Consider the following 25,238-nt stretch of genomic DNA (forward strand, 5'->3'; position numbering starts at 1 on the left):
GGGCATTCTGGGCTTTCGAGGCCTTCGTTCCAGATGACATTCATGGGAACTTTGTCCTGGAAAGCCGATGCACGCTCTGTGCCCGGAGATTCGGGTTGCCGGGGCCCTAAATGCTCACGGGATAGCCCTGGCGCCTGATTCCGGACAATGAGGGGATTCCCCTTCTGCCTCCCATTTCGAGGCTCACCTGCGCCGCCGCCCAGGCGGCGAAATCGAGGCACAGACCATAGTCCCACGACTGAACCAGCCCGAAGATGAATCCGGCGTGAAAGACGTCGCCGCAGCCTGTGGTGTCCAGGGCGTTGACGGGATAGGCGGGCTTGCGGATCACCTCCCCGTCGCAGAGGGCGGCATACCCGGCGGCCCCCAGGGTGACGGCGGCCAGGCGGGGTCCCTGGTCCAGAAGAAGGGCGCAGGCGTCCAGGGGGTCCCGATTTCCCACCAGCTGGCGGGCGAAGGTTTCCGAGGCGATGAAGTAATCGCTCGACCGGGCGAGTTCCAGCATCCCGTCCCGGAGGGTGCCGGCATCGACGACCACGGGAACTCCTGCCTGGCGTGCGGTGCGGCAGGCCAGGAGGGAGGCGTCGATGAAGAGGCCGTCGGTATGGAGCACGGCGGCCTGGCGGATCTTGTCCAGGGGGACCTCCTCCGGCTGAAGGGGCTGGCCCGTGGGGCGCTGCCAGAAGATGGTCCGCCGTCCGGCATCGGGTTCCACGGCGATGAAGGCGAATTGGGATGCGCCGTTCCGCCGAACCACCATTTCGGACGTATCGATGCCCTCTTCCCGGAGGGAGGCCTCGATGGTCTGCCCGAAGGCGTCGTCGCCGATCATCCCGGAAAAGACGCAACGCAGCCCCCAGCGGGAAAGGGCTGCCAGGGCCGTGGCCACCGGTCCGCCACCCTGGATGACCAGCCCGGAAAATTCGCATTTGGCATCGGGAACTGGATACTCATGGATGCGACCGAGATAGTCCAGGGAGCACTGCCCGAGTCCTAGGACCATGGGGCCTGAAGGGAATACTTCCCGTTCCGCGGTCATGAAAAAAAAGCCTTAACCCTCCCTTGTTTTCCGTCTTGAATTCCCCTGAAATCGAAACAGGATAGAATTTCTGGATTGCCGGGAACTTTACATCAGATCCTGAGAAATCTCAATTCTGGGAAACAGGGGTTTCCCCCCGTGGAATCAGGCGCTCCACCAGTTAGGTCTTGACTCTGAAAAGGTGAACTGGTACAGGTTTCACTCCGGAGGACGCGTGAAATAATGAAATGTTTTTGAGCTTCTGGAGAATTTTGACCGAGGGATCCATCATCAGGGAATCCCGCCGACGTCATGGCGATATCCATTTGAAGGAGCTGAAATGGCGGCAAAAATCATTCGCGGCAGTGAGATCGCCCAGCAGATCCGGGTGGATTTGAAGAGGGAGACCGCCCTCTTAAAGGAAAGGGGGGTCGTGCCCGGGCTGGTCACTATCCTTGTGGGCCAGAACCCCGCCTCCATGAGTTATGTGGCGGGAAAACAGAGAACGGCCCATGAACTCGGCTTTCATTCCGTCCAGGACAATCAGCCTGAAACCATATCGGAAGCCCTGCTGCTTGAGAGGATCCTTCAGTACAACAGGGATCCCCGGATTCATGGGATCCTGGTGCAGCTGCCGCTGCCTCCCCACATCAGCGAACAGAACATCCTTTACGCCATCGATCCGGGCAAGGATGTTGACGGGTTCCATCCCTTCAACGTCGGCAAGCTCATGATCGGACAGGCGGATTTTCTCCCCTGCACGCCGGCGGGGATTCAGCAGCTCCTTCTTCGTTCGGGCGTCCCGATCGACGGAGCGGAGGTCGTTGTTGTGGGTCGGTCGAATATTGTCGGCAAACCCATTGCCAATATGCTTCTTCAGAAGGGGGACGGGGCAAATGCCACGGTGACGGTCTGCCACACCGGAACACGCGACATCGGTTTCCACACCCGCCGGGCGGATATTCTCATCGCGGCCGTGGGAAGGCCGATGGCCATTACCGTCGACATGGTCAAGCAGGGTGCCGTCGTCATCGACGTGGGTGTGAACCGGCTGGGCTTTACGCCGGAAGGTAAGGCGAAGCTTTGCGGTGATGTGGATTATGAAGCGGTGCGGCAGAAGGCGGGAGCGATCACTCCTGTTCCCGGCGGGGTCGGCCCGATGACGATCACGATGCTGATGGCCAATACGGTCAAAGCGGCCAGGATGGCGGCCGGTCTTTAAAAAAAGGGCGGCGGGAGGCGTGATTTGGAGACTCTTTTTGAGGCATCCCTGAAGGATCCGGCGGTCATGACGGTCACCTGGGAACTCGTGCCGGGCCGGGGAGCCAGGGAAAAGGCCCAGGACTCCGTCCTTCTGGAAGCAGAGAAGGCGGCTCGGGGAGGAAAGATCCACGCCGTTTCCTTAACGGACAACCCGGGCGGGCAGCCGGCCCTGATGGCGGATGCCCTTGCCGTTGAAATCAAGGCGCTGGGTATCGAACCCCTTGTTCATTTTACATGCAAGGACAAAAACCGCAGCCAGATCGAAAGCCAGCTGTACGCGCTGGAACGGTGGGGGATCCGCAATCTCATCGTGATGTCCGGCGATTACCCTGTATCCGGATTTCAGGGACGCCCTCAACCGGTCTTCGATCTTGACCCCACCCATGTCCTGGAGCTGATCCGGGAACTCAACGGCGGGCTGAAATTTCCCCTGCCGAAGGGAACGGGAGAGCTTCAACCCGGCCATTTCTTTGCCGGGGCTGCCGTGTCCCCCTTCAAGCACACCGAAGCGGAGCTTCTCTGCCAGTATTACAAGCTGAAAAAAAAGATCGACAGCGGCGCCTCCTTTATCGTGACTCAACTGGGCTATGATGTCCGCAAGTATCATGAGCTTCTGCTCTATATGAAAAGGCGGGAGATTGATGTTCCCGTTCTGGGAAACATCTTCCTGCTGTCCTATCCCGTTGCCCGGCTGATGATGGAAAACCGGCTGCCCGGGTGCGTCGTTCCGGACGATCTGCTGGCACAGCTGGATCGGGAACGGTCCCTGCCTGACAAGGGTCTGGAGGCGCGGCTGTCCAGGGGCGCAAAAATGTATGCCCTGCTCAAGGGGCTGGGGTTCAGCGGAGTCCATGTCGGGGGCCATCTGGTCACCTGTGAGCAGGTGGAGGCGGTCATTGAAAAAGGGGAAGAGCTCAGCGCCTCGTGGGAAAGTCTGATTCCTGAATTTCAGTACTCAACACCCGGCGCCTTTTACTATTTCAGGAAAGACCCCTACGGCCGGCTCAATGAGCTCATCCCGGAGAGCCGGCAGGGCAGCCGCTCCAGCCTTTCGGAAAGAAGGTTGTACGGCATCTCACGATTCTTTCACAACCTGATCTTCGAACCGGGAACAAAAGGCTTTGCCCTGATGCGCAGCCTGGCCGCGAAGCTGAAAGGCTCCCGGCTGGAAGGCCTTCTGCACAAGCTGGAGCATCTGCTGAAAACCCTTCTGTACGATTGCCGTGACTGCGGAGACTGCGCCCTGGTGGATGTGGCTTTTCTCTGCCCCATGTCCCAGTGCCCGAAACAGCAGCGCAACGGCCCCTGCGGGGGAAGCTTCCAGGGCTGGTGCGAAGTCTATCCAGGCCGGCGTCGCTGTGTTTATGTGCGGGCCTATGACCGGTTGAGAGGCAGCCAGCAGGAAAGCCGGCTTGAGGAAATTCCGGTGCCGCCCTGCAACTGGGACCTCAATTCCTCTTCCGGCTGGCTGAATTTCTTTCTGGGGAAGGACCACACGGCGAAGCGCCTGGGCATTGAAGAGCCTTCCGACCAATCCCGCTGACGCCGGTGTTCTGGCCGGAGGATGAGGATTCGCCGGGGGCGGAACATCTCAGGGCAGCGCCCCCCGGCGGAGGTCATCCTAGGGGGCGGGGGCGGTTTTGTCTGAAATCGGCCATTCCCCGCGTTCCTTCAGAACTTCCCGGAAGACGTTGAGGGCTTCGTTGACAGCGGGCATTCCCGCGTAGGGGGCCATCTGAAAGAAGATCTCCGTCAGCTTTCGCGGGTCGCAGCCTACATTCAGGGCGGCGTTGACATGAAGCTTCAGCTCGTCCGTCGCCCGGATGGCTCCCAGAATGGCGCAGGCCGCCATCTGGCGCTCCGGGAGGGTCAGTACGGTCCGTGAATAGAGATTTCCAGTGATAAACATGGAAAAATCGTTGGCCAGGTCGCGGTCAAAAGCCTTCCAGGTGAGGTAGGGCGGATCCATCTTGGCCCCCTTGCCAAAGAGCTTTTTTGCCGTTTCCTGTGTTCTGTTCCTGATTGCTTCCTCGTCCAATGTCGTTCTTATCTCCTTTCCTGCGGTTTCTTTTCTGATTCGGTTCGGCCCCTTCTCCTATTTGACAAGGAAGAGATCTTTGTCCTTGTCCTGGAGATAAATATACTGGAACCCGTCCTTCCTGGCGGCTTTGTCGTAAGCGTCCTCGCCCTCCCGGCGGCATTGCGGGCAGGCTTTCCAGGGAATCAGGACGGCAAAGATGCGATGGCCCAGGTCGGAACGGGAATCGATCATGACAAGACCGCCGCAATCGTGGCATACCCGGACGACCACTTCCTGCTGCTCTCGAATCCCGTCGGTGTCATAGTAGATGCTTTTGTTGTTTCTTATATATTTCTTGTCACCGACCACCTTCTCCCGGATTTCTTCGCGACGCGACCAGAGTTCATAGATCGCATCCGCCTCCTGGGCGATGTAGCGGGAGATGTCTTCCGACTGCCGAAGGCTGGACGAGCGGTATTCCGGCTCCCGCACGTAGCTGTAATCGAGGCCGGCCATGGCCAGGATGATGCCCACATTGACGTAGGGGAGCGCTTTTTCGATGGAATAACCGCCCTCCAGAACGGCGATGTCGGGAGACAGCATCTCGTTCAAAGTGGCGTAGCCATGCGCGCTGAAGCGCATGTCCGTGATGGGGTCGGAAAAATGGTTGTCCTGACCGGCGGAATTGATCACCAGATCCGGTTTGAATTCGGATAGGATGGGCAGAATGGCCTCTTTCATGATGTAAAGAAACCCTTCATCGGAGGTTCGCGGCGGCAGGGGAATGTTCAGCGTGGTTCCCAGGGCGTTGGGGCCGCCGAATTCTTCGTGAAAGCCCGACCCGGGATAAAGGGTCCGGCCATCCTGGTGGATGGAGATGCACAGCGTGTCCGGATCATTCCAGTAGATGTTCTGGGTGCCGTCGCCATGATGGCAGTCGGTATCTACCACCGCGATCCTTCGATGGCCGTAATGGTGACGGATGTATTCAATCATGATGGCTTCGATGTTGACGTTGCAGAAACCTCTCGCCCCGTGAACGACCAGCATGGCGTGATGTCCCGGTGGACGGACCAGGGCGAAGGCGTTGTCCACCTCCTTCTGCATGACCTTCTGGGCTGCGGTAATCGCCCCGCCCGCGGAAATCAGGTGGGATTCCGTGGTCACGGCGCTGGCATCGGGCACGCAGAAGTGAACCCGGTTGATATCCTCGTAGGAGGCGATGGACGGCTTGTACTCGACAATGTTCTCCAGATCGAGGAGGCCTTCTTCAAAAACCTGATCCTGGGTGTAAAGCAGGCGTTCCTCCCTTTCGGGGTGGGTTGGCGAGATGGCCCAGTCAAAGGCCGGGAAAAAGATCAGCCCCGTTTTACGTGCTTGTTTCATGAGAGTTCTCCTGTGCTGAATCCCGCAATGAGGCCCGGTTTAACCTGCAGCTTGACGCGGATGTTTTTCCCGGCCAGATAAAAATCCCTGACCATGTTGAACTCCTGATCTTCTATGACCTCAATCTCCAGGTCCTCCTCCCGGGCACCCATTCTCAGGGCCCGCTCCTTCAAAAGCTCCCTGCCCGCTTCGATGGCATCTCCTTTGGAAAAGCGAGGTGGAAGCTTTTTCGAGATCCCTTCCTCGCCGATCGTCATGGTTCCCCGCTCGGTGTCGGCCAGAATCGTAAGCTCCGCGGTTGTCCGGGCAAGGGCGGCACCGACGGCATTGGCAATTTCCGGATGCGGCGGGATATGGACGGGACATTCGAGCAGCTGCCCAAGGCGGGTGGACATGGGCTTGGCCGGTCCGCCGATGATGTAAAGGATTTTTGGCGAAATCCGCTTCCCCTCCAGGAGTTCATGAATGGTATAAACCGGTTTGTTGTTGATCTCCTCGATGACGGCGCGGACATGGCGCGCGATGATCTGGCAGGATCCCTCGAAAATGGCTTCGGCGGCCTTCTGTACGGTGCATCCCATGGCATCGGCGACGCCCTGCAGCGCCTTTTCGGCTTTGGACGGGTCACCGATGTCGGTAAGTCCGAGATGGATCATCGCGTCCGTCGGGGTGGGGCAGGGACCGCCAAAGGCAGCAGCGGGACCTTCGCGCTGCGGCCCGATGAGGAGCTGACCGCCTTCGTAACGCACCCTGCTGTCGCCGCCGATTCCCAGGGGCTTCGAACGCAGGCCCCGGATCAGGGTCTTGTGGCCTTCCATGGTGACCCCGAAGGGCTCCAGGAGCGGAACGCCATCGGCAAAAAGGGCGATGTCCGTCGTTGTGCCGCCGATGTCCAGGGCGATGGCGTCCTCTCCGCTGTTCTCGGTCATGCTCAGAATCCCCATGATGCTTGCCGCCGGTCCGGAAAGGATGGTGTAAACTGGAAATTCAACGGACTGCTCGATGTTGAAGGTGCCGCCGTCGGCCTTCAGAATATAGATGGGGACGGAAACCCCCATGGTTCTGAAAAAGTCAACGACCTGCTTGACAAAGGACGAATAAAGCTCCCAGATGGCCTCGTTCAGGTACGTTGTGGCAACCCGCCTTGGAAAATTGAGGTGACCGGACATGCGATGGCCAAGAGAGACGTGTTTCATGCCGCTGGAGACGATCTTTTCGATTTGAAGTTCCTGGATCGGGTTGCGGGTTGAAAATTTGCCGATGATCCCCGCATGATTCAGCCCCCTCTTCCGGAAATCGTCTGAGATGCGGGTGACGGCAACGGGATCGATGGGCGCCGTTTCAATGCCCCGGTGATTGACATAGCCTGAGAGGAAGTGGGTGTTCTCCGCGGTTGAAATGTAGGAGGGCGGAAGGCCGGGGCCGCTGATGACCATGAGTCCCACGGGATCCACTTTGTTCTGCACGATGGCATTGGTGGAAAGGGTCGTGCTGAGCACGATGCGCTGAAGGTTCTCCAGGGGTTCACCCTTGAGCACCTCTGAGGCGATTCCGGAAAGGGACTCCACAACATGTCCGGGATTAGTTGCCACTTTTGCCGTTTTTCTGATTCGGCCGGAATCAATCAGAGCGGCGTCCGTGTGCGTGCCACCCACGTCAATGCCAAGAATCATAAGGGTACCTCGCTCATGTATTCTGAAAAACTGCAGAATTTATATACTGATAATTTTTTGTCTTGACAAGGTAAAAAAAAGGCGTATGTTTCGCTCTCACATGCATTTGAAGGATTTAAAAAAAAGTGAGTGTAAATGATTGAAAGGAGGTGACATTCGATGAAGAAGGTCTTAGCATTCGTTATTTCGGCGGTTTTCTTTGCGACGTTGTCCTTTGCAGTCGTAGGTTGCAAGAAGGCAGAGGAGCAGAAGCCTGCGGAAGAGGTGAAGAAGGAAGAACCTGCACCGGCCCCGGCAGCGCCTGCAGCGCCAGCACCGGCCCCTGAAGCAGCTAAAGCTCCTGAAGCAGCTCCTGCCCCGGCACCCGCCCCTGAAGCGGCTCCGGCACCTGCCCCGGCGAAGTAGCATCATTGAAAGATATATGGCGTGACCAATTTTAGTGAAAAGGAGGTGATATCGAAGATGAAGAGGATTTTATCCGTTCTGTTTTCAGTACTTTTCTTTGCGACGTTGTCCTTTGCAGTCGTAGGTTGCAAGAAGGCAGAGGAGCAGAAGCCTGCGGAAGAGGTGAAGAAGGAAGAACCTGCACCGGCCCCGGCAGCGCCTGCAGCGCCAGCACCGGCCCCTGAAGCAGCCAAGGCCCCTGAAGCAGCGCCTGCACCCGCACCGGCCCCTGAAGCGGCTCCCGCACCGGCCCCGGCAAAGTAATTTTATAAGAAGTCATGAAGTAAAAAACCAACCGGTTATTTGTCTTGATTCAAATATCCGGTTGGTTTTTTTGTTTTTTTTCAAAACGAAACGCCCCGCTTTTCCGCCGGCCCTGGTTGACCGCATTTCCCGATCCGTCGGGAGATTCGGTCCCTCTCATGGATGAAGGCCGTTCTCTGTATTGAAATCATTTGTAAATTTATTTGATATGGACAACTGTTTCATGTTAGAAATATAAACAAGACCATCCAGGTGGTGGAGCCGGTTCCTGAAAAACACCTATGGCGGGAACCGTTGACAAAACAGAGCGGATTACGAAATGAGGGAAAGGAGGAAATGTCATGGTCGAGAGAAATAGTGATTTCATAACAGGACTGCTCATCGGGGGGCTGGCGGGTGTGCTCATTGGTATTCTCTATGCGCCGAAAAGCGGCCGTGAGACGAGGGATGATATCGGAAGGAAGACGGATGAGCTCATGGTGAAGGCTAAGGATGAGTACGATCAGGCCCTGGAAAAAAGCAGAAAAACCTATGAAACGGCCGTTAAGGCTATTGGAGAGATTCGGAAGAAGGCGGAGGAAAGGGTAGGGGAGGTTGAAAAAACCGCTGCCGAGCTGAAAGAGCGTGGAAAGGAATCCCTGGAGGAGGGTGCAGGCCGTTTTAAAAGGGCTGTTGATGCGGGGCTCGAGGCCTACCGCAGCGAGAAGGAAACACCGGCGGAATAACACAGGCTGTTGGGCTAGAAATGGAGCGGTTGCATGAATCAGGAGACCTTACTGTATGTGTTAGTCGGATTTCTGGTGCTGGCAGGGATATTGGTTCTGCCTTTGCTTTATCAGCTCTGGAGGACGGCTGAACAGCTGACTATCGCCCTTCGAACCTTGAATTCAAGGTTGCCGTTCATTTTAAAGAATGTCGAAGACATCACGGGGAATCTGAACGAGACAACGACGAATGTCAATGCCCGCGTTGCCGAAGTTTCTTCCGCACTTCAGAGGGTTCATGGTTTTTTAAGCTCCTTCCAGAGTGTAAATCACGTTGTGGGTTCGAAGCAGGGGAAGCCCCTCCGGTTCCTGAAAAATGCCCTTCCCGCCCTGAAAGGCGTCAAGACGTTCTTTCGCGTGTTAAACACCAGCACCAGGAATCCTGTGCAGTGAACAGCGGGCTCTGTTCCACGGGAGCATATACAACGCCGGGACGGGGGGCCGCCGGGGGGCGGATCTTTTGAGGCGCCGGCACCGGGTCGACCAGGCCGGCTAAACGATGCGAAAGGGCAGGAGACGGGCGGGTATGCGTTTTTTTTCAGAAATGCCCGTCCGTCCCTGAACAGACGCTTCCTGTCAGGAAAGCTTCCATTCAGAAACATCATACCGTTAAAGAAGCTCAGGATCAGTCGGGTAGGGAGTACATTGCATGGCCAAGGTCACCTTCGGCAGTAAATGGGGGCGCGTACGTAGCAAAAGCAGCAGCGGCAAAGGAAGTCCCTCCAGACCGCCGGAAGATGTCGTTCGTGAATTGAAAAGAGAGGCGGACAGGCCGCCCGGTGAAGACTACCGCGAACGATCGCTGGCCCTCCATGGGCTCATCTGCGCGCGATGCGGAAGGGAATTCGATCAGGCGAACCGTCATCTGCTGACCGTCCATCACAAGGACGGAAATCATCACAACAACCCGCCCGATGGGAGCAACTGGGAGAATCTCTGCGCTTATTGCCATGAAGATGTTCACAGCAGAGAGCTCCTGGGAGAGTACCTCCAGGGAGGATCCGGGGAAAAGGAAACAAGCCTGGTTTATTCAAACGACAAAAACGCCAGGAAGGGGGATGCCGACCTCGGCACCTTTGGGCAGCAGCTCCTCAGTGCGATGGGAAAAAAACGAAAATCGTCACCCTGAAAAAAAAACGGGCGGCATCCCACAGGGGCATCGAAAAAGGAGATGGCGCTATCCCGTCCGGCGGGTGGTGGTCTTTTCCCCTACCGAAGTCCCGCAATAGATGCAGGTATAATCGTATATTTCCCCGCTGCTCAGGATAAGGAGAAGCCTTTTTCTGACCGGGACCGCCTGCCTGCAGCGGGGGCAATAGAGTTCCGTGGCCTCAAAATCCTGATAGGCATCTTCCTGCCTGCCGGTCCTGTTCGGGATCCTGTTGTGCATGGCGCTCACCGTGACGACGTTCTTCTGGCCCGTTGACGATTCTTCATTCGTGCAGCATGGCCGTGGGTGCATTCCGCCATCCTTTTCCCCAATCCGGAGCCGAGATCAATCGTCATGCTCTGGAATCCGCTCCGCGTTTTTCAGCCACACCGTTGCCTCGCTATCGCTCGGCGCCCTGTAATCCCCGCGGGGGGAAAGGGATCCTCCGGAGCCCACCTTCGGGCCGTTGGGAATGCAGGAGCGCTTGTACTGGCTCAGCTTGAAAAATCGAAGGAGGTAAATCTGAAGCCAGTGCTTGATCTCTGCGATTGAGTATTCATGCCTTTTTTCTTCCGGAAGATCGGGCCACAGCCCGGTTCTTTTATCCCTCCAGATGCAGTATGCCAGAAAGGCGATTTTGGTCGGCAGATAGCCAAAACGCGTCGTATAAAAAATGTTGAAATCCTGAAGTTCGTAGGGGCCGATGATCTCCTCCGTCTTCTGGGCCGGCTGCTGGTCTTCTTCGCCGGGAACGAGTTCCGGGCTGATTTCCGTCGCCAGGATGTCGAGAAGAACCTCGGAAGTTTCTGCCGAAAATTGATCCGACTGGGCCACCCACCGAATAAGATGCTGAATCAAGGTTTTTGGTAAACTCGCATTGACATTGTAGTGAGACATGTGGTCGCCGACGCCGTAGGTGCACCAGCCGAGGGCCAGTTCACTGAGGTCCCCCGTGCCGACCACCAGGGCATTCCTCATGTTGGCAATTCGAAAGAGATGGGAGGTCCGCTCACCCGCCTGAATATTTTCAAAGGTGATGTCGTAAAGCCGTTCTCCCTCGGCAAAAGGATGGCCGATGTCCTTGAGCATCTGTATGCAGCTGGGGCGGATGTCCAGTTCGTTGGCCTCCACGCCGAGCGCCTTCATCAGCCGTATTGAATTGGTGTAGGTTTTATCCGTCGTGGCAAACCCGGGCATGGTATAGGCCTTGATGGAAGAGCGCGGATAGGCGAGAAGATCCATCGTCTTGGCGGCCACGATGAGGGCTTGAGTCGAATCCAGCCCGCCGGAGATGCCGATCACGACGTTTTCTATTCCCGCGGATTCAAGGCGCTTGGCCAATCCCTGCACCTGGATGTTGTAGGCCTCGTAGCAGCGCTGATCCCGCTTTTCAGGGTCGGCCGGGATGTAGGGGAAGCGGGGATACTGCCTCTCCAGGAGGAGTTTTCCCTTGAGTGGGGCAACTTCAAAAGAGATCCGGCGGAATCTGCCGAGCATTTCCTTGTGCGCCCTGGCGTTCTGCCCAAAGCTGGTCAGGCGCATCCGGTCCTGCGCCAGCCGGCCGAGATCGATGTCTGCAAAAAGAATCTGAGGCTGGCGGGAGAAGCGATGCGATTCCGACAGAAGGTTGCCGTTTTCGTAGATCATGGCATGGCCGTCCCAGGCGAGGTCCGTTGTGGATTCACCGGGTCCGGCGGCGGCATAGAGATAAGCTGCAACACACCGGGCGGATTGATTGGACGCAAGGCTCTGGCGATACTCGGCTTTTCCGATCGTAATGTTGGACGCCGACAGGTTGGCGATCACCGTTGCACCCGCCATAGCCGCAAAACTGGACGGCGGAATGGGAACCCACACGTCTTCGCACAGTTCGATGAAAAATTTGAAATCCGGGATGTTCCTGACCTCAAAGACCAGGTCGGCGCCGAAAGGGATGTCCTTCTGATCGCCTAAATCAATGGCCGTGGAGATGGCCTGTTCCGCCGGGCTGAACTGTCGAACCTCGTAGAATTCACGATAATTGGGGAGGTAGGATTTTACGGCGATCCCGAGGATCCGCCCCTGGTAAAGAACAACCCCGCAGTTGTAAAGGCGGCAGTCCACCCGGATGGGAGCGCCGACCACGAGAATAAGGTTCAGAGAGGCCGTTTCGCGGGCGACCTTGAAGAGGGCTTCGTAAACGCTTTCCTGGAGGGTGTCCTGGTGGAAGAGGTCTTCATTGGAGTAAGCCGACAGGTTCAGTTCCGGAAACAGCGCGAAGATGGCCTTGCCGGCCGCCGCCTTCCCGGCCATTGAAATCGTCTCTTCCGCATTGAAACAGGTGTCGGCCACACGGACTTCGGGGATGCAGATCGCCGCCTTGATGAAGCCGTGGGAATAGAGGTTGAAGAAATCGATCGCTTGAGGCGGCATGGGGTTATTCTTTTTCCACATAGGCATAGGCGTTGTGATTGTGAATGCTTTCGAAATTTTCCGCTTCCACGCTGTACCAGGTCAGGTTGGTGTTGCCGTTTAGCCGTTCAGCGACGTTTCTGACGACATCTTCGACAAACATGGGGTTTTCATAGCCGTGCTCCGTAACATACTTTTCATCCACGCGTTTGAGCAGGGAATACACCTCTCCGCTGGCGGATGTCTCGACGAGCCTGATGAGATCCTCCAGCCAGAAAAACCTGCGAAACCGGACTTTCACCGTCACGAAGCTCCTTTGATTGTGAGCCCCCATGCTGCTGATTTCTTTGGAGCATGGACAGACGGTCGTCACGGGGACGACGATTCCCACGAGAAAGTCCTTCTGGCTCTCGGCGTTGCATCCGCTGAAGAGACATCGGTATTCCATCAGGCTTTTCGCTCCGGACACGGGGGCCGTCTTCTCGATGAAATAGGGGAACTCGATCTCCATGTGCGCCGATTCCGCGTGGAGCTTTTCCCTGACTTTTTCCAGGATCGTATGAAAAGTCCGGATGTTGATCTCTCCGCGAAATTCATTCAGAACTTCAATGAAGCGGCTCATGTGCGTCCCCTTGAAGGAATGGGGGAGGTTGACGTACATGTTGATGGACGCGTTGACGGGTTGGGTGCCCGCCTCCTTGTCCAGGACGATGATGGGGTACTTGATGCCCTTGACCCCGACCTTCTGGATATTGATTTTTCTGTGGTCCTTCTGACTTTGAATATCGATCATGACACATTCTTGCCGGGGATGTCGGGGCATTGCCCCGGAAATGGCATTTATCCCCATATGGCTGCATTTCGTTATGGGTTCATCTGTCGTGGATATACGGGAGAAGCCAGCACCTTAGAACAAATGATCGGATATTACAACGGGAAATCGAGCTCTTTTGCCCCGCCCTCTGTTGAAAAAAAAAAGCTTTGAACCCCGGGAATGACCCTGTTCGACCCATGTGTCCCTGACGTTATCGGCGGCGTGAACCTCCCAGTATGCCGCCCAGCACCCCGCGCAGGATCTGGCGGCCGATCTGGCTGCCGACGGTCCGGGCTGCCTGTTTGGCCAGTGTTTCCACCATGCCCTGGCGGCGCTTGGTGCCGAACAGAAAATCTCTGATCACCCCACCGCTTTCAGAAGACTCGTCGGCCTGAGCCTGGGCGGGCTCCGACACGGCTTCTTCCTTTTCCGCTGTTCGCTGTTTGAGGATTTCATAGGCAGACTCGCGGTTCACCGGTGAATCGTACTTGCCGCCAATCGGGCTGCGCGCCAACACGGCTGCCCGCTCCTCCGGGGTGGCAGCGCCTATCCGGCACCGCGGGGGGCAGATCATCGTCCTTTCAACCGGCATCGGCACGCCCTTCTCCTGGAGCGTCGAAACCAGGGCCTCGCCAACGCCCAATTGTGAGATCACCGCGACGATGTCCAGTTTCGGGTTCGCAACGAAGGTTTCCGCGGCGGTTTTCACGGCCTTCTGGTCACGGGGCGTATAAGCCCGCAGGGCATGCTGAATGCGGTTCCCGAGCTGGCCCAGAATTTCGTTGGGCACGTCATCGGGGAATTGCGAACAGAAGTAAACGCCCACGCCCTTGGAGCGGATGAGCCGAACGACCTGCTCCACCCGCTGGCGCAGCATCGGCGGCGCGTCGTCAAACAGGAGATGAGCCTCATCGAAGAAAAACACCAGCTTCGGCTTCTCAAGGTCGCCCACCTCGGGCAGGTTTTCGAAAAGCTCCGACAGCAGCCAGAGGAGGAAGCTTGCGTACAACCGAGGCTTGAGAATGAGCTTGTCTGCAGCCAGGATGTTGATGATGCCGCGGCCGCTGAGGTCGGTACGGAGCAGGTCGTTGAGATCCAGTGCGGGCTCGCCGAAGAAAAGTTCGCCCCCTTCCCGCTCCAGGGACAGAAGCGAGCGCTGAATGGCCGAGACGGACTGGGTGCTTACGAGGCCATATTGCGTCGATATCTCCTTTCGATTGTCTGCGACAAACCCGAGCAGGGCAAGCAGGTCGTCGAGGTCAAGCAGCAGGAGCCCACGGTCGTCCGCCAGCTTGAAGGCGATCTCAAGCATTCCGGCCTGGGTATCATTGAGTTCGAGGATCCGGCTTAACAGGTTCGGGCCGATTTCGCTGATCGTGGTGCGGACGGGATGGCCGGCCTTGCCGAATACGTCCCAGAACAGGACCGGGCTTCCTTCATGGGTGTAGCCCTCCATGCCGATCTGGGCCACGCGCTGACGGACCTTGTCATTGGCGGCACCCGCCAGCGCCAAGCCGGAGACATCGCCTTTGACGTCAGCCATAAACACGGGAACGCCCAGACGCGAGAAGCCTTCTGCCAGTACCTGGAGAGAAATGGTCTTTCCGGTGCCGGTGGCTCCCGCGACGAGGCCATGGCGGTTGCCGTACTCGGCGAGCAGGTAGACTGGCTTTTCGCCCTTGCCGATAAGTATCTGGTTCATGCATTACCTCCTCTTTAAAGGTGAGAATGAGATGATCCTGCCAGTGTGATGCCACGTTGTGCACTCGATGCAGAGCGGAGAACTTCGGCAATGTGCGCACCGGCAGGCGGAAAGATCGCCCGGGTTCTGCGAAGGCCTGCCCTCTGTTCTTCATCAGGTCATTGCTTGCGGACCTGACCGGCCACTCGCTTCCCGATATAAGCCCCCCCGCGCACGTCCTTTCCCGTGTAGACCTCCACGACGTTCAATCCGGCATTGATCATGGCCGCTGCATATTCTTCCCGCGAAAAAAGGCCGATTTCCATGGATTGTTTATGGTAGGTTACGTCATTGTTGTTTCCAAGAAGATGGTGGAACGTAACCTCCACCATGTTTGGCTCCTTGAGGCGCACATGCTCCATGCGGGCGATTTTCAAATCCGGCCGGTCGGCGGCATCGACCACGATGAGGTCCCGGAAATCCTCCGCCGTGCTCCAGGGGGTGATCAGGGCAAGGCCTCCGGGCCGCAGGTGGGAGGCAATACGGTTCATGGCGGCGCGCAAATTCTCCACGGTTTTGACGAACCCAATGGATCCGTACAGGCAGACCACGGCGTCAAAATCCGTCTCCAATTCAAAATTGATCATGTCACCGAGATGGAATCCGACCTCGGGAAACTTTTTCCTGGCCAGATCAAGCATATCCTCGCTGAGATCCAGCCCGGAAACAGTATACTCGTCCCTGAAGTAGGGGATGTGACCTCCCGTGCCGCAGGCCAGCACGAGAAGATCTGCCCGCGGCGGAGCGCCATGCCTGGTCAGCAGATCTTTCACCCTGCCCGCTTCCGCCCCGTATTCCCGGTCGTTTACATACAAGGTGTCATAATAGGCGGAAATGATTTTAAAATCAGAATACATGGCGTTCCTTCCCGCCGGGTGGAACCCTCAACGCCTCCGGATTGAAGACCATACGCGTCCTGTTCCGTTTCCCTATTTGTCCGGCCGTTCGGATTTCCTCACAAAAACGTCCCTCGTGCGGGTCTGAGTATAGGGAAAGGGGGCCGTATGTGTCAAGGGACTTCACGGCGCAGGATGGGGTAAGCAAATGACAGCCGGTATGGAAATGAATTGTGGCAGCGGGGGGAGATATGGCCTGGCCGTCTTTTCGGTGATACCGTCACACAACATGTTGCCCGGGAAAGGAACTGGTCATGTCTCTGATGAGGCAGGAAAAGAGATGTATTATTTTAAAATCCATCGTATCCGTGCTATGAAAACAGGAGTGTTTTTCCATTCCATGCCAGTGGGTTTCACGAGGTGCCGTATGATTCTTTTCCCTGGAACAATCTGCCTGGTCCTGGTTGCGGCGGCCATGATGCTTCCTGTTTTATCATCTCCACAGGCTGAAGGTGCAGGACACGTGGCCATTGGCAGCGGTGTGGACGCTTCGGCTCTTGAAGCCGGTCCAGCCCGGGTGACAGCGGATCAATTCCTTGAAGCTGTTCAGAATGGTTTTCTGGACAACGTGAAAGAATGCCTGGACCGGGGGATCGACATGAACGTGCGCAACGAAAAGGGCGAATCCGCCCTTCATCTGGTGAAAGATGCCGCTACGGCTGAATACCTGATTTCACGGGGCGCAGACGTCAACCTGCCCGACAGGCAGTCCGGCATGACGCCGCTGTTTTTCCAGGAGGTGCCGATTGCCCGTCTACTGGTCGCAGCAGGCGCGAACGTGAATGCGAGAAGCCTGAAGGGAAACACGCCCCTTATCTGGTTCGCTTACAGTAGCTATCTGGAAGGCATTAAATACCTGCTGTCCGTCAACGCCGATCTTCATGCGGTCAATGATGACGGCAAGACGGTTCTGGATGTCGCCGAGGACTTTGGCAGCCCGGAATTGGTCGAATATTTACGTGAGGCAGGCGCGAAGAAGGGGAGCCAGAACAAGCCTTCCGAAATCCCGGAAGATGCCGGCCGGTCTCATGAGGGCAGGCCATAAACCAGGGGAGTGAATGCCGGCGTTGCCCGCGCTATTCTCAATATTTGATTCCCTGCTGTGTTTGTTCCTCGGATTCAACTCCGAGCAATCCCCTTTGGCCACCCGTGTCGGGTGTCCTCTCCGGCGTTTTCGGGGGCTCTTCCGTCGTCCAGCGGTATCCGCAACACTGCGCCAGGAAAAGCCAGTTTCGCTGACGATCTTTCTGAAGCTGTGCCATTTTATTCTTGATCATCGGTTTCAAGGTCTGGGTGTTCTTCCTGACATGTTCCATCTGCTGTGCCACCTCTTGCCGGCTTTGAAAGGCGCGGCTCAAGACGCCTTCCGCCTCCTGATAGGTCAGCGGAATAAAGGCTGTCCCGTTTCTTGTGAATCTTCCACGGACCGGATAATTCAACCCACGGTAATAAAATGCTTTCATTGAACTTACCCGGCTGACATACTGATTTGGGCTTTCCCCCTTCATCCTGGTGATCATGTACATCATCATAGTGCTGTTGTTGACCATGGGCTCCCAGCGATTGATGGTTTCATCAATCGCTTTATTCTCCTCTTTGGCCTGCTGGCACTTTTTTTCGCGCTCCTTGGCGTCCGTTGGGCAATAGATGGTGTCATCAGCCAGACAGGGGACAGCAAAACACACTAACAGAAGGAGGAGAAACATTTTTTTCATGTGCAATTCCCTTTCTTGAAACAAGAGATCGACCGAGTCGAGCACAGCTTGCGTGCGGCGAGCATCCGGTCGGCCGATGTAATATAGAAAGCGTGGATTTCTGTGTCAAGAAGTTTTGGCGCCACGACTTTATCCAGTCAACAAGTGAGCCGTGGGATAAGGGGCTTGCGGTTTTCGGATTCCTTCCTGTTGGAGTCAGGAGCCATCCCTTTGGCGAATAATTCCAGTTTTTAACTGGGATACAATCCGTAGTTGTCCAGTAGTGAAAAAGTTGCATCCTTCCTATATAGTCCCTGGAGAAAGATCCTTAAGGCCCTGCCGGACATGTGCACCTGTTCAACAAGGCCTGGGCCGGATTCAAATCCACTTTTGATTGGATTTTTTTACCAGAAACGGATCGGGGCAGAAAGGAAGGCCGTATGAAGGCAATTCAACCGCTGATGACTGAGTACGAAGATATCAAGGGCATATGTGATGTCCTGGGAACGGTGTATCAACAGTCGGAGGCCAGCGGAGACATGAAGAGAGATCACCTGGATGCAATTACGGAATACCTGAAGGTGTTTCTGGATAAATACCAGCAGCCGGGAATGTCGATGAATGACCGCACCGCAGCAGACAGGCTGCCTCACTGAGAAACCGCTTCCCGGTTCCGCCTCGCCGGCTTTGGCGGCGCTGCCGCTGCTCACCGTGTTGCCCTGCGGGAAGTGCTTATGCCTCCGTCATCAATCCTGCTCAGGCCATTTCGCTCTGGCCTCGCCTCGTTTCCCCGGCCGATCAGCCTGCCGCAAACCATGTTAAAATCCTTCATGAAAGGAGCCGAAAGGGTTGGCCGATACCCCCCCACTGCCACGTCGGGAAAAAGCCTCGTTTCTGCGGCTTTTTTCCTGCTCTTTCCGCAATGCCGTTGACTTCCCGTGGAAACGATCCCAGTTCAACATGGCCGGGTTTCCGGGGGCAGGGTCCATCGTGAAGCCCTTCAAGTTTCTGGAGGGATCTTAGCCGGCGGCGCATACCATTGCTCCCGCGGGACGACTTTGGGTTCCAGCGTGTCAGACCGGTAAGCAGGAGTCATGATCTGGACGCCGAACTCATTGAAGACGTCCAGGACCTGCCGATGCAGTTCCGTGTAGAGCCTGGTCATCTCCAGGGGATTATCGGTATAGACATTGAGTTCATAGAACACGGCAAAGTCTCCCAGCTCCTTCTGCAGAATAAACGGAGGAGGGGCTTTCAGCAATCCCGGGGTGCGATCTGCCGCCATGAGCAGCATGGCCTCCACCTGTCTCCAGGGGGTTTCGTAACCGATCCCGACCGTGGTATGCAGGATCAGCCCCTGTGTGTGGGCAAGAGAACTGTAGTTCACCACATTGCCGTTGAGAATCTGCGAATTGGGAATGCTCACTTCTTCGTTCTTCAGGGTGCGCAGATGGGTGACCTGCAGACGTGTCAGCGTCACGTCCCCCGTCACGTCCCCGATCTTCACCCGGTCTCCGATTTTGAACGCCCGGCGGTAGGTCAACATGTAACCGGCAATGATGTTCGAAACCAGAGAGGTGGAGCCCAGCGAGAACACGACACCGAGGAAGATCGAAATTCCCTTGAAGGCGGCAGACCCGGAACCGGGGATGTAAGGATAGGCTACAATCAGGGCGAAGGTAACGAGAGCGAAGCGGATGATCTTGTAGGTTGAGGGCGCCCAGTCCGGATCGAACCCGGCAAGCGTGACTCGCTCCTTGGATAGGGCATCAAAGAAGAGGCGTAGAAGCCTCAGGACAAAACGAAAGAAATAATAAAGAATTACAAGGATAAGGAGATTGGGGATCGCATCCAAAAACGCTTTTCCCATCTGGGTCAGCGGGCCGGTGATGAGATCGAGAAGGCGGTTGGCAAGGCCGCGCGTCCAGGGGAAGAGGGCGAGAACAAAATCCAGGTAGGCAAAGAACGCTGCCAGAATAACGACGAGGCGGATGGCATAAAGCATCCCCTGAATGGCCAGCCAGATCTGCTCCGCTCGGACGACCTTGAAGGACTGAATCTCGAGAGAACGAATCCGGCTCTTGACACGCCGGTCGAGAAATTCGGTGAGTTGCCGGCCAACCCGAAGCAGAAGAAAAATTCCAAGCAGCAGAAGGACCGTGGCTGCCAGGGCATAGAGGCATCCCTGCAGCAGCACGTCACGGCTGCGCATGTAACGGTAGTCGTTGATTGCCTGGCGGATCCTCGTTAAATGAACCTTGGCGAGATAGCTGCGATTCAAATGCTCCAGGAGGGCGTCCGAATCGGTGATGTTCATCAGCAGCCGGTTGCCGGCGAAGAGAGTGGTGATGTTGTCGGATTCGACGGAGCGCAACATGTCACTGCGGATGGATGTGTCGGCGGCAGTGGCCTCGATGCGGTTTTTGATTGCCTGAGCGCGCTGTCCGGCAGGAAACGACGACGCCCCGCGCACACGAAACAGCACCTCGCCGTCAATCTCGACCGGAGCCGTGACGGGTTCAGCTTCCGAAGCAGCGACATCGGCCATGCCTCTTCCATCAACGGCGGCGTCTGCAAAAAAAGCCGAAATCGCAAACAGGAGCAATAGGACCGGCAGAACGACGATCGTGCGGATCATTGCCATTCCCTCCCTATCGGGCGATATGATGCTTCATGCTTTCAGATAGCGATATTATAGCAAATGACGGCTCATTGATGAAATTGTTAAAAGGATCGTTCCGGCGTTTTTTAATGAACCGACCACAGGGGCCTGTCGCCTCGGGGAGGGGGTTGCATCCGTACCGTCTGACGTTTACCGTAACTCACAGCCCTTGAGCGGACCCTGCGGATGGTGCAGCCGACGGACCGCTTACCCGAAAACAGGCTTCAGACGGAAATGAAAGGATCGGGAGGCTGGTAATGTTCCTGCCGTCTCACAGCTCCCCGGCTCCAGAGAGACTCGGCCGTTGCTGAGCAGAAAGCGACGAGGAAGGACAATGGAGAGAAGATGGACCGGTTCATGGGCGAGGTGCTGTTGGCCATGACAATCTGTTGATCCTTGTGATGACGTCCATGGGCAGCGGTCCGTGCTGACCGGAAAGAAGGGCCTTTCAAGTGAGGCGCGTTGGCGCCTCAATCCCCTCACTCAAAAAGATCCATGAGATGGCGCACCTGCTGCGGCATTTCCGCTCTCTGGAGATGGTCCGCCAGGTTGATCATGCAGCCGGGGCAGGCCGTTACGACGATATCGGCAGAGGTGGCTTTCACGCTTTCCACTTTCCTGTCGGCGATTTTCTTGGTCAGATCATAGTGGTAAATGCTGAAGGATCCTCCCATGCCGCAGCAGCGGTCGGCGTTGGGCATTTCAACGTAGGTCGATCCCTGAAGAGCCTGAAGAATCCGGCGAGGCTGGTTGCGGATGTTCTGGTAGCGAACGAGGTGGCAGGGGTCATGCCAGGTGATGGTTTTACCCTGAAACTCCTTCCTCAGATGAAATTCTTGAGGCGGAATGTCCAGAACATCCACGAGAAATTCCGTCACGTCCTTGATCTTCTTCGAAAAATCCTCAAATTCCTTCCTCTGCTTGTCGTTTTCAGGAAGGTAGACTTTATAGTCCTTGAGGCTGGAACTGCAGGTGGCGCAGGTCGTGACGACATAGTCAAGGTCCTTGAAGGCTTCCATGTTCCTGTAAGCGAGCATTCTGCCCGTCTCTAAATCGCCGCTGAAATAAATGGCGGCGCCGCAGCAGCTCTGTGCTTTGGGAACAACGACTTCAATCCCGTGTCTGGTTAAAAATTCAATGGTTTTAAGGCCTGTTTCGGGGAAAATAAAATCGGTGGCGCACCCCATGAAATATCCCACCCGCATTCTGGGCGCCTTCGAATCCCAGGGCGGATTCACTTCCTGAACCTGATCCCGGAGGAGAACGCTGGAGATGGCCGGGATGTTCCTTCCTTGCCCCAATGCTTTAAGAAAATCAGGCAAGTGCTTCATTTTGCCCTGCTTTCCCGGTATCATCCACTGGAGTTTCGAGGCGAGTTTCACGGTCCATCCGAAAAGCCGGCGATTGGCCATCACGTGGCGGAAGATCAGCCTCTTGACAAGAGGAAGCCCCTGCTGCCGGACCTGCTCGGCTCTGGCCCCGACAATGACACGATCAACCTGGGTTTTTGCCGGGCAATTGACTGCGCAGGCCTTGCAGAGAAGGCATTTTCCGATGATGTCCATTGCCTGATCGCTGAGCTGCTGCCCGCCCTTTAGGACCTGCTTCGTCAGGAATATCTTGCCTCGAGCCGCGGAAGATTCCACGAGCTCTTCCTGGTAAATCGGGCAGAAGAAGGTGCAGAACCCGCATTTCATGCACTGGTCGACGTATTGTTCAATTTTTTTAAGCTCGTTCAAATCTTCCAACGCCTGTCTCGTTATCGGTTCAGTCCCATATCTTGCCGGGGTTCATGATGTTGTTCGGGTCAACCAGGGATTTGATGTTCTTCATCAGATCGGTAACGGTCGGTCCCAGGGCCCGTCGGAAAAACCGCTGCTTCTCCAACCCGATGCCATGCTCTCCGGAAAGAACCCCGCCCAGCTCGAGGGCCGCCTCGATAATTCCCTCGACGGCTTTTTCAGCACGTGCAAAATGTTCCCTGTCCTTGATATCCGTCAGAACCGAGGGATGAAGGTTGCCGTCCCCGGCATGGCCCATGACCACAATTTCAAGATCGTATTTTCTGGATAACTCCCGGCACTTCCGGATCAGAGCGGGAATCTGGCCGCGGGGGACGGTGACGTCTTCCGCCAGGACCGTGGGGGCCCTGCCGAAGATCATGGCAAATCCGGCGCGGCGGGCCATCCAGAAGCGATTCGCCTCGTCCTGGTCCCTGGCGGGCCGCACCTCCCTGGCTCCGTTCATCCTGGCGATTTCAATAATCTTATCCGCTTCTTTTTCAACAGCTTCCGCCATTCCATCCACTTCAAAGATCAGGACCGCATCGGCCTCCCCGGGCAGTCCCAGGGGAGAGGCTTCTTCGATGCGGTGAATAAGCCAGTTGTCCAGAAGCTCGATCTTGGCCGGGGTAACGCCGCTTTTCAGCACCAGGGAGACGTTCTCGCCGGCGACGGCGACGTCGTCGTAAATGGCCAGGATCGTCTTTTTCGCGGGGGGGATTGCATTGACCTTGAATTCCGCCTTGGTGATGATGCCGAGCGTCCCTTCAGAACTGCAGAAGAGCATCGTCAGGTCGTATCCCACAACGTTCTTTACGGTGCGCCCTCCCAGCTGAATGATCTCGCCTGTGGGCAGAACAACTTCCAGGCCCAGGAGATACTGCTTCGTGACACCGTATTTGACGCCGGCGGGTCCTCCGGCGTTTTCCGCCACAATGCCCCCGATGGTCGCAGCCAGAAAACTCTGGGGATCCGGGGGAAAGAAGAGCCCTTCCGCGGCGAGGCGGGTGTTGAAATTCATCAGGACTACTCCGCATTCGACCGTTGCCGTAAAATTTTCCCTGTCGATGTTGAGGATTTTGTCCATCTTGGTGGTGCACAGCACAATGCCGCCCAGGACGGGAATGGACCCGCCGCTGACATTCGTTCCACCGCCTCGCGGCGTCACGGGGATCCTGTGGGCGTTGGCCAGTTTCATGATGGCGGATACCTGTTCGGCGGTCCGAGGGAAAACGACCACATCGGGTTCATGGGTCCACTGTGATGTTCCATCATAGGAATAGGTCTTCAAAATTTCCCTGGCGGTGAGGACATCTTCCCTGCCCAAGATATTCTGCAGTTCAACGAGAACGGATTCGCTGATCATGGCTGCTTCCTTATGAAATCCCTACGTTAAAAAAGCGGGATCGTAGGTTGAAGTAAATGGGCCGTGAGGCTGGTCGGGACAAAAAGAGGCTGAGTGAAGAATGAACAGTCCGGAAGGATGAGCGTTTTTTTCGGCGCGTGCACGCTCACCCTTCCAAACAAGGAATTCAGGAACAGGGTCGTGGGTTACTTGTCTTTGAAGTTCGCTTTCCGCTTTTCCAGCAGGGCCGTCATCCCCTCGAGCTTGTCTTCGGATGCGCTCGCTAAGGCAAAGCTGAGAATTTCAAAATCAAGCCCGCTTCCGAGATCGACGTTCTGTCCGGCATTGATGGCAGCCTTGGCCATCTTGAGGGCCACTTTGGGCTTCGATGCCAGCTTTTCCGCCAGCTCCATCGCCGCCTTGTCAACGTCCTCAAGGGGAACCACCTTGTTGACCAGGCCATAGCGCTCGGCTGTCGCTGCGTCAATCATATCCCCTGTCAGGATCATCTCCTTGGAGCGGGCCGGACCGATCAGCCGGGTCAATCGCTGCGTTCCGCCGGCGCCGGGAAGGATGCCCAGGTTGATTTCCGGCTGACCGAACTTGGCATTTTCCGCTGCAATTCTCAAATCGCAGGCCATGGCCAGTTCACATCCGCCTCCCAGAGTCAGCCCCTTGATGACGGCGATTACGGGGAGAGCATACCTGTTGAGGCTTTCGCAGGCCTTGCGGAAGCCCTGGCAGAAATCGTAGAGTTCCACGGGGGTCAGGTTCACCATTTCCTTGACATCGGCGCCTGCCGCAAAAGCTCTCTCGCCAACGCTGTTGACAATAACGACCTTGACGTTTTCGTCCGCTTCGATTTCACTTATGGCTTCCGTGATTTCCCGGAGGATGACGCTGTTCAGTGGGTTCATCGGAGGCCGGTTGAGCGATATGGTGGCGATTCTGCCTTCAATGTTCAAAAGGATCATTTCATATGCCATCTCTAAAACCCCCTTGCCTATTCGTATTTGTACCAGCCCGCGCCGGTCTTTCGGCCCAGCTGGCCCGCCTTCGTCTTCAGCTTGAGGGAGAGGGGAGAATTCCAGCGGACTTCACCGGTTTCGGCGAATAAATAATCCAGGATGTGCTTGTTGATGTCCGCACCCACCAGATCCATCAGCTCAAAGGGGCCCATGGGGTAGTTCAGGCCGAGCTTGACCGCCTTGTCGATGTCTTCCATGGTGGCTACGCCTTCCTCGTAAAGCTTCAGGGCCTCCACGGCCGAGGCCATCATGATGCGGTTGACGACGAAGCCGGGGGCATCCTTCTTGATGTCGACGGAGATCTTGTTGAGCTGTTTGGTGAAGTCTTCCGTAGCCTTGACGGTCTCGTCGGAGGTGAAATATCCCCGGATGATTTCGACCAGCTTCATGACCTGAGGAGGATTGAAGAAATGCATGCCGACGACCCGGTCCGGCCGTTTGGTGGCGGCGGCAATTTCAGTCAGGGACATGGACGAGGTATTCGATGCCAGAATGGTGTCCGGACGGACCACCGAATCGAGTTTTGCAAAGGCATCCTGCTTGATCTTCAGGTTTTCGATAATGGCTTCGATGACAAAGTCGCAGTCGGCAAAATCTTCCATCTGGACGGTTTTCTTGATTCTTCCGATGGCGGCCTTCGCCTCCGCTTCCGTCATTTTTCCCTTTTTGATGGAGCCGGCCATCAGCTTTTCCATCCGGGCAATCCCGCCGTCGACAAACTTCATATCAATATCGCCAAGAACGATTTCAACGCCAAGTTGAGCCGCATGCTGGGCAATCCCGCCGCCCATGGCGCCGGCGCCAAGAACACCAAGTTTTTTTACCGTCATTTGCATAAACCTCCTCTGAGCTGATATTTTACGGGGTTATACATTCATAGAAACAGAGCTGTCAAGGCTTTTAT

Annotated in this window: 22 protein-coding genes; 7 read left to right on the plus strand and 15 right to left on the minus strand. The window is 56.3% G+C overall.

The features are described from left to right. Nucleotides 1-106: 106 nt before the first annotated feature. Nucleotides 107-1,003: a carbohydrate kinase family protein gene (locus tag AB3175_RS00205; protein ID WP_367358929.1), complete on the minus strand. Its 897-nt coding sequence runs from the start codon at nt 1,001-1,003 to the stop codon at nt 107-109. 355 nt (nt 1,004-1,358) lie between these two features. Here AB3175_RS00205 and AB3175_RS00210 point away from each other — a divergent pair, with 355 nt between their 5' ends. Together AB3175_RS00210 and AB3175_RS00215 are read left to right on the plus strand one after the other, a co-directional pair. Then, complete coding sequence (locus AB3175_RS00210; RefSeq protein ID WP_367358930.1) at nt 1,359-2,240, plus strand: bifunctional 5,10-methylenetetrahydrofolate dehydrogenase/5,10-methenyltetrahydrofolate cyclohydrolase; 882 nt, start codon at nt 1,359-1,361, stop codon at nt 2,238-2,240. A gap of 24 nt (nt 2,241-2,264) precedes the next feature. Further along, nucleotides 2,265-3,824, plus strand: coding sequence for a methylenetetrahydrofolate reductase C-terminal domain-containing protein (locus tag AB3175_RS00215; RefSeq protein WP_367358931.1), 1,560 nt, complete (start codon nt 2,265-2,267; stop codon nt 3,822-3,824). 78 nt (nt 3,825-3,902) lie between these two features. Here the strand turns inward: AB3175_RS00215 and AB3175_RS00220 are convergent, their stop codons facing one another. Genes AB3175_RS00220 through AB3175_RS00230 form a run of 3 tightly spaced genes read right to left on the minus strand, consistent with a single transcriptional unit; the run spans nt 3,903 to nt 7,360 of the window. Next, the gene (locus AB3175_RS00220) at nt 3,903-4,319 is read right to left on the minus strand and encodes a carboxymuconolactone decarboxylase family protein (RefSeq protein ID WP_367358932.1); all 417 of its coding nucleotides are present in this window, start codon (nt 4,317-4,319) and stop codon (nt 3,903-3,905) included. A 57-nt stretch (nt 4,320-4,376) separates the two neighbouring features. Then, nucleotides 4,377-5,687, minus strand: a complete 1,311-nt coding sequence (locus tag AB3175_RS00225; protein ID WP_367358933.1) for a histone deacetylase — start codon at nt 5,685-5,687, stop codon at nt 4,377-4,379. Continuing rightward, on the minus strand, nt 5,684-7,360 hold the full coding sequence (locus AB3175_RS00230) for a hydantoinase/oxoprolinase family protein (protein ID WP_367358934.1): 1,677 nt from the start codon (nt 7,358-7,360) through the stop codon (nt 5,684-5,686). The genes AB3175_RS00225 and AB3175_RS00230 overlap by 4 nt, the downstream gene beginning before the upstream one ends. A gap of 1,049 nt (nt 7,361-8,409) precedes the next feature. Here AB3175_RS00230 and AB3175_RS00235 point away from each other — a divergent pair. The 3 genes from AB3175_RS00235 to AB3175_RS00245 all read left to right on the plus strand — a co-directional run bounded on the left by AB3175_RS00235 (nt 8,410) and on the right by AB3175_RS00245 (nt 9,961). Continuing rightward, nucleotides 8,410-8,793, plus strand: a complete 384-nt coding sequence (locus AB3175_RS00235; protein WP_367358935.1) for a YtxH domain-containing protein — start codon at nt 8,410-8,412, stop codon at nt 8,791-8,793. A gap of 57 nt (nt 8,794-8,850) precedes the next feature. Beyond that, a complete protein-coding gene (locus tag AB3175_RS00240) occupies nt 8,851-9,225 on the plus strand; it encodes a hypothetical protein (protein ID WP_367358936.1) in 375 nt (124 codons plus the stop codon). A 358-nt stretch (nt 9,226-9,583) separates the two neighbouring features. Next, complete coding sequence (locus AB3175_RS00245) at nt 9,584-9,961, plus strand: YajD family HNH nuclease (protein ID WP_367359443.1); 378 nt, start codon at nt 9,584-9,586, stop codon at nt 9,959-9,961. A gap of 48 nt (nt 9,962-10,009) precedes the next feature. Here AB3175_RS00245 and AB3175_RS00250 read toward each other — a convergent pair whose 3' ends face one another. The 5 genes from AB3175_RS00250 to AB3175_RS00270 all read right to left on the minus strand — a co-directional run bounded on the left by AB3175_RS00250 (nt 10,010) and on the right by AB3175_RS00270 (nt 15,785). Beyond that, on the minus strand, nt 10,010-10,294 hold the full coding sequence (locus tag AB3175_RS00250; protein WP_367358937.1) for a hypothetical protein: 285 nt from the start codon (nt 10,292-10,294) through the stop codon (nt 10,010-10,012). A 33-nt stretch (nt 10,295-10,327) separates the two neighbouring features. After that, on the minus strand, nt 10,328-12,394 hold the full coding sequence (locus tag AB3175_RS00255) for an NAD(+) synthase (RefSeq protein WP_367358938.1): 2,067 nt from the start codon (nt 12,392-12,394) through the stop codon (nt 10,328-10,330). Between the two features lie 4 nt (nt 12,395-12,398). Beyond that, nucleotides 12,399-13,166 (minus strand): GTP cyclohydrolase FolE2, encoded by a 768-nt coding sequence (gene folE2 / locus AB3175_RS00260; RefSeq protein ID WP_367358939.1) that lies wholly within the window; start codon nt 13,164-13,166, stop codon nt 12,399-12,401. A gap of 232 nt (nt 13,167-13,398) precedes the next feature. Beyond that, complete coding sequence (locus AB3175_RS00265) at nt 13,399-14,889, minus strand: helicase HerA-like domain-containing protein (RefSeq protein ID WP_367358940.1); 1,491 nt, start codon at nt 14,887-14,889, stop codon at nt 13,399-13,401. Nucleotides 14,890-15,047: 158 nt separating this feature from the next. After that, the gene (locus AB3175_RS00270; protein ID WP_367358941.1) at nt 15,048-15,785 is read right to left on the minus strand and encodes a class I SAM-dependent methyltransferase; all 738 of its coding nucleotides are present in this window, start codon (nt 15,783-15,785) and stop codon (nt 15,048-15,050) included. A 406-nt stretch (nt 15,786-16,191) separates the two neighbouring features. On the opposite strand from AB3175_RS00270, the gene AB3175_RS00275 reads away from it, so the two are divergent. Then, nucleotides 16,192-16,869 carry an ankyrin repeat domain-containing protein gene (locus AB3175_RS00275; RefSeq protein WP_367358942.1) on the plus strand — a complete coding sequence of 226 codons (678 nt, stop codon included), beginning with the start codon at nt 16,192-16,194 and terminating at the stop codon, nt 16,867-16,869. 37 nt (nt 16,870-16,906) lie between these two features. Here the strand turns inward: AB3175_RS00275 and AB3175_RS00280 are convergent, their stop codons facing one another. Then, the gene (locus AB3175_RS00280; RefSeq protein WP_367358943.1) at nt 16,907-17,539 is read right to left on the minus strand and encodes a hypothetical protein; all 633 of its coding nucleotides are present in this window, start codon (nt 17,537-17,539) and stop codon (nt 16,907-16,909) included. A gap of 419 nt (nt 17,540-17,958) precedes the next feature. Here AB3175_RS00280 and AB3175_RS00285 point away from each other — a divergent pair, with 419 nt between their 5' ends. Next, complete coding sequence (locus AB3175_RS00285) at nt 17,959-18,174, plus strand: hypothetical protein (RefSeq protein ID WP_367358944.1); 216 nt, start codon at nt 17,959-17,961, stop codon at nt 18,172-18,174. 344 nt (nt 18,175-18,518) lie between these two features. Here AB3175_RS00285 and AB3175_RS00290 read toward each other — a convergent pair whose 3' ends face one another. From AB3175_RS00290 to AB3175_RS00310, 5 genes are all read right to left on the minus strand, one after another. Continuing rightward, nucleotides 18,519-20,156 carry a mechanosensitive ion channel domain-containing protein gene (locus AB3175_RS00290; protein ID WP_367358945.1) on the minus strand — a complete coding sequence of 546 codons (1,638 nt, stop codon included), beginning with the start codon at nt 20,154-20,156 and terminating at the stop codon, nt 18,519-18,521. A gap of 503 nt (nt 20,157-20,659) precedes the next feature. Further along, nucleotides 20,660-21,928 (minus strand): (Fe-S)-binding protein, encoded by a 1,269-nt coding sequence (locus tag AB3175_RS00295; protein WP_367358946.1) that lies wholly within the window; start codon nt 21,926-21,928, stop codon nt 20,660-20,662. A gap of 19 nt (nt 21,929-21,947) precedes the next feature. Further along, nucleotides 21,948-23,327, minus strand: a complete 1,380-nt coding sequence (locus AB3175_RS00300) for an FAD-binding oxidoreductase (RefSeq protein ID WP_367358947.1) — start codon at nt 23,325-23,327, stop codon at nt 21,948-21,950. A gap of 185 nt (nt 23,328-23,512) precedes the next feature. After that, complete coding sequence (locus AB3175_RS00305) at nt 23,513-24,292, minus strand: enoyl-CoA hydratase/isomerase family protein (RefSeq protein WP_367358948.1); 780 nt, start codon at nt 24,290-24,292, stop codon at nt 23,513-23,515. A 17-nt stretch (nt 24,293-24,309) separates the two neighbouring features. Continuing rightward, on the minus strand, nt 24,310-25,164 hold the full coding sequence (locus AB3175_RS00310) for a 3-hydroxyacyl-CoA dehydrogenase family protein (RefSeq protein WP_367358949.1): 855 nt from the start codon (nt 25,162-25,164) through the stop codon (nt 24,310-24,312). Nucleotides 25,165-25,238: the final 74 nt, after the last annotated feature.

Origin of the sequence: Syntrophus sp. (in: bacteria), assembly GCF_040768185.1 — a bacterium.
In the GTDB taxonomy this organism is placed as follows: domain Bacteria; phylum Desulfobacterota; class Syntrophia; order Syntrophales; family Syntrophaceae; genus Syntrophus; species Syntrophus buswellii.

Coding starts and splice junctions, on each gene's coding strand:
- AB3175_RS00205 (WP_367358929.1), bottom strand. CDS start 1,003: ATGGTCCTAGGACTCGGGCAGTGCTCCCTGGACTATCTCGGTCGCATC.
- AB3175_RS00210 (WP_367358930.1), top strand. CDS start 1,359: ATGGCGGCAAAAATCATTCGCGGCAGTGAGATCGCCCAGCAGATCCGG.
- AB3175_RS00225 (WP_367358933.1), bottom strand. CDS start 5,687: ATGAAACAAGCACGTAAAACGGGGCTGATCTTTTTCCCGGCCTTTGAC.
- AB3175_RS00230 (WP_367358934.1), bottom strand. CDS start 7,360: ATGATTCTTGGCATTGACGTGGGTGGCACGCACACGGACGCCGCTCTG.
- AB3175_RS00235 (WP_367358935.1), top strand. CDS start 8,410: ATGGTCGAGAGAAATAGTGATTTCATAACAGGACTGCTCATCGGGGGG.
- AB3175_RS00250 (WP_367358937.1), bottom strand. CDS start 10,294: ATGCACCCACGGCCATGCTGCACGAATGAAGAATCGTCAACGGGCCAG.
- AB3175_RS00255 (WP_367358938.1), bottom strand. CDS start 12,394: ATGCCGCCTCAAGCGATCGATTTCTTCAACCTCTATTCCCACGGCTTC.
- folE2 (WP_367358939.1), bottom strand. CDS start 13,166: ATGATCGATATTCAAAGTCAGAAGGACCACAGAAAAATCAATATCCAG.
- AB3175_RS00265 (WP_367358940.1), bottom strand. CDS start 14,889: ATGAACCAGATACTTATCGGCAAGGGCGAAAAGCCAGTCTACCTGCTC.
- AB3175_RS00270 (WP_367358941.1), bottom strand. CDS start 15,785: ATGTATTCTGATTTTAAAATCATTTCCGCCTATTATGACACCTTGTAT.
- AB3175_RS00275 (WP_367358942.1), top strand. CDS start 16,192: ATGATTCTTTTCCCTGGAACAATCTGCCTGGTCCTGGTTGCGGCGGCC.
- AB3175_RS00280 (WP_367358943.1), bottom strand. CDS start 17,539: ATGAAAAAAATGTTTCTCCTCCTTCTGTTAGTGTGTTTTGCTGTCCCC.
- AB3175_RS00285 (WP_367358944.1), top strand. CDS start 17,959: ATGAAGGCAATTCAACCGCTGATGACTGAGTACGAAGATATCAAGGGC.
- AB3175_RS00290 (WP_367358945.1), bottom strand. CDS start 20,156: ATGATCCGCACGATCGTCGTTCTGCCGGTCCTATTGCTCCTGTTTGCG.
- AB3175_RS00300 (WP_367358947.1), bottom strand. CDS start 23,327: ATGATCAGCGAATCCGTTCTCGTTGAACTGCAGAATATCTTGGGCAGG.
- AB3175_RS00305 (WP_367358948.1), bottom strand. CDS start 24,292: ATGGCATATGAAATGATCCTTTTGAACATTGAAGGCAGAATCGCCACC.
- AB3175_RS00310 (WP_367358949.1), bottom strand. CDS start 25,164: ATGACGGTAAAAAAACTTGGTGTTCTTGGCGCCGGCGCCATGGGCGGC.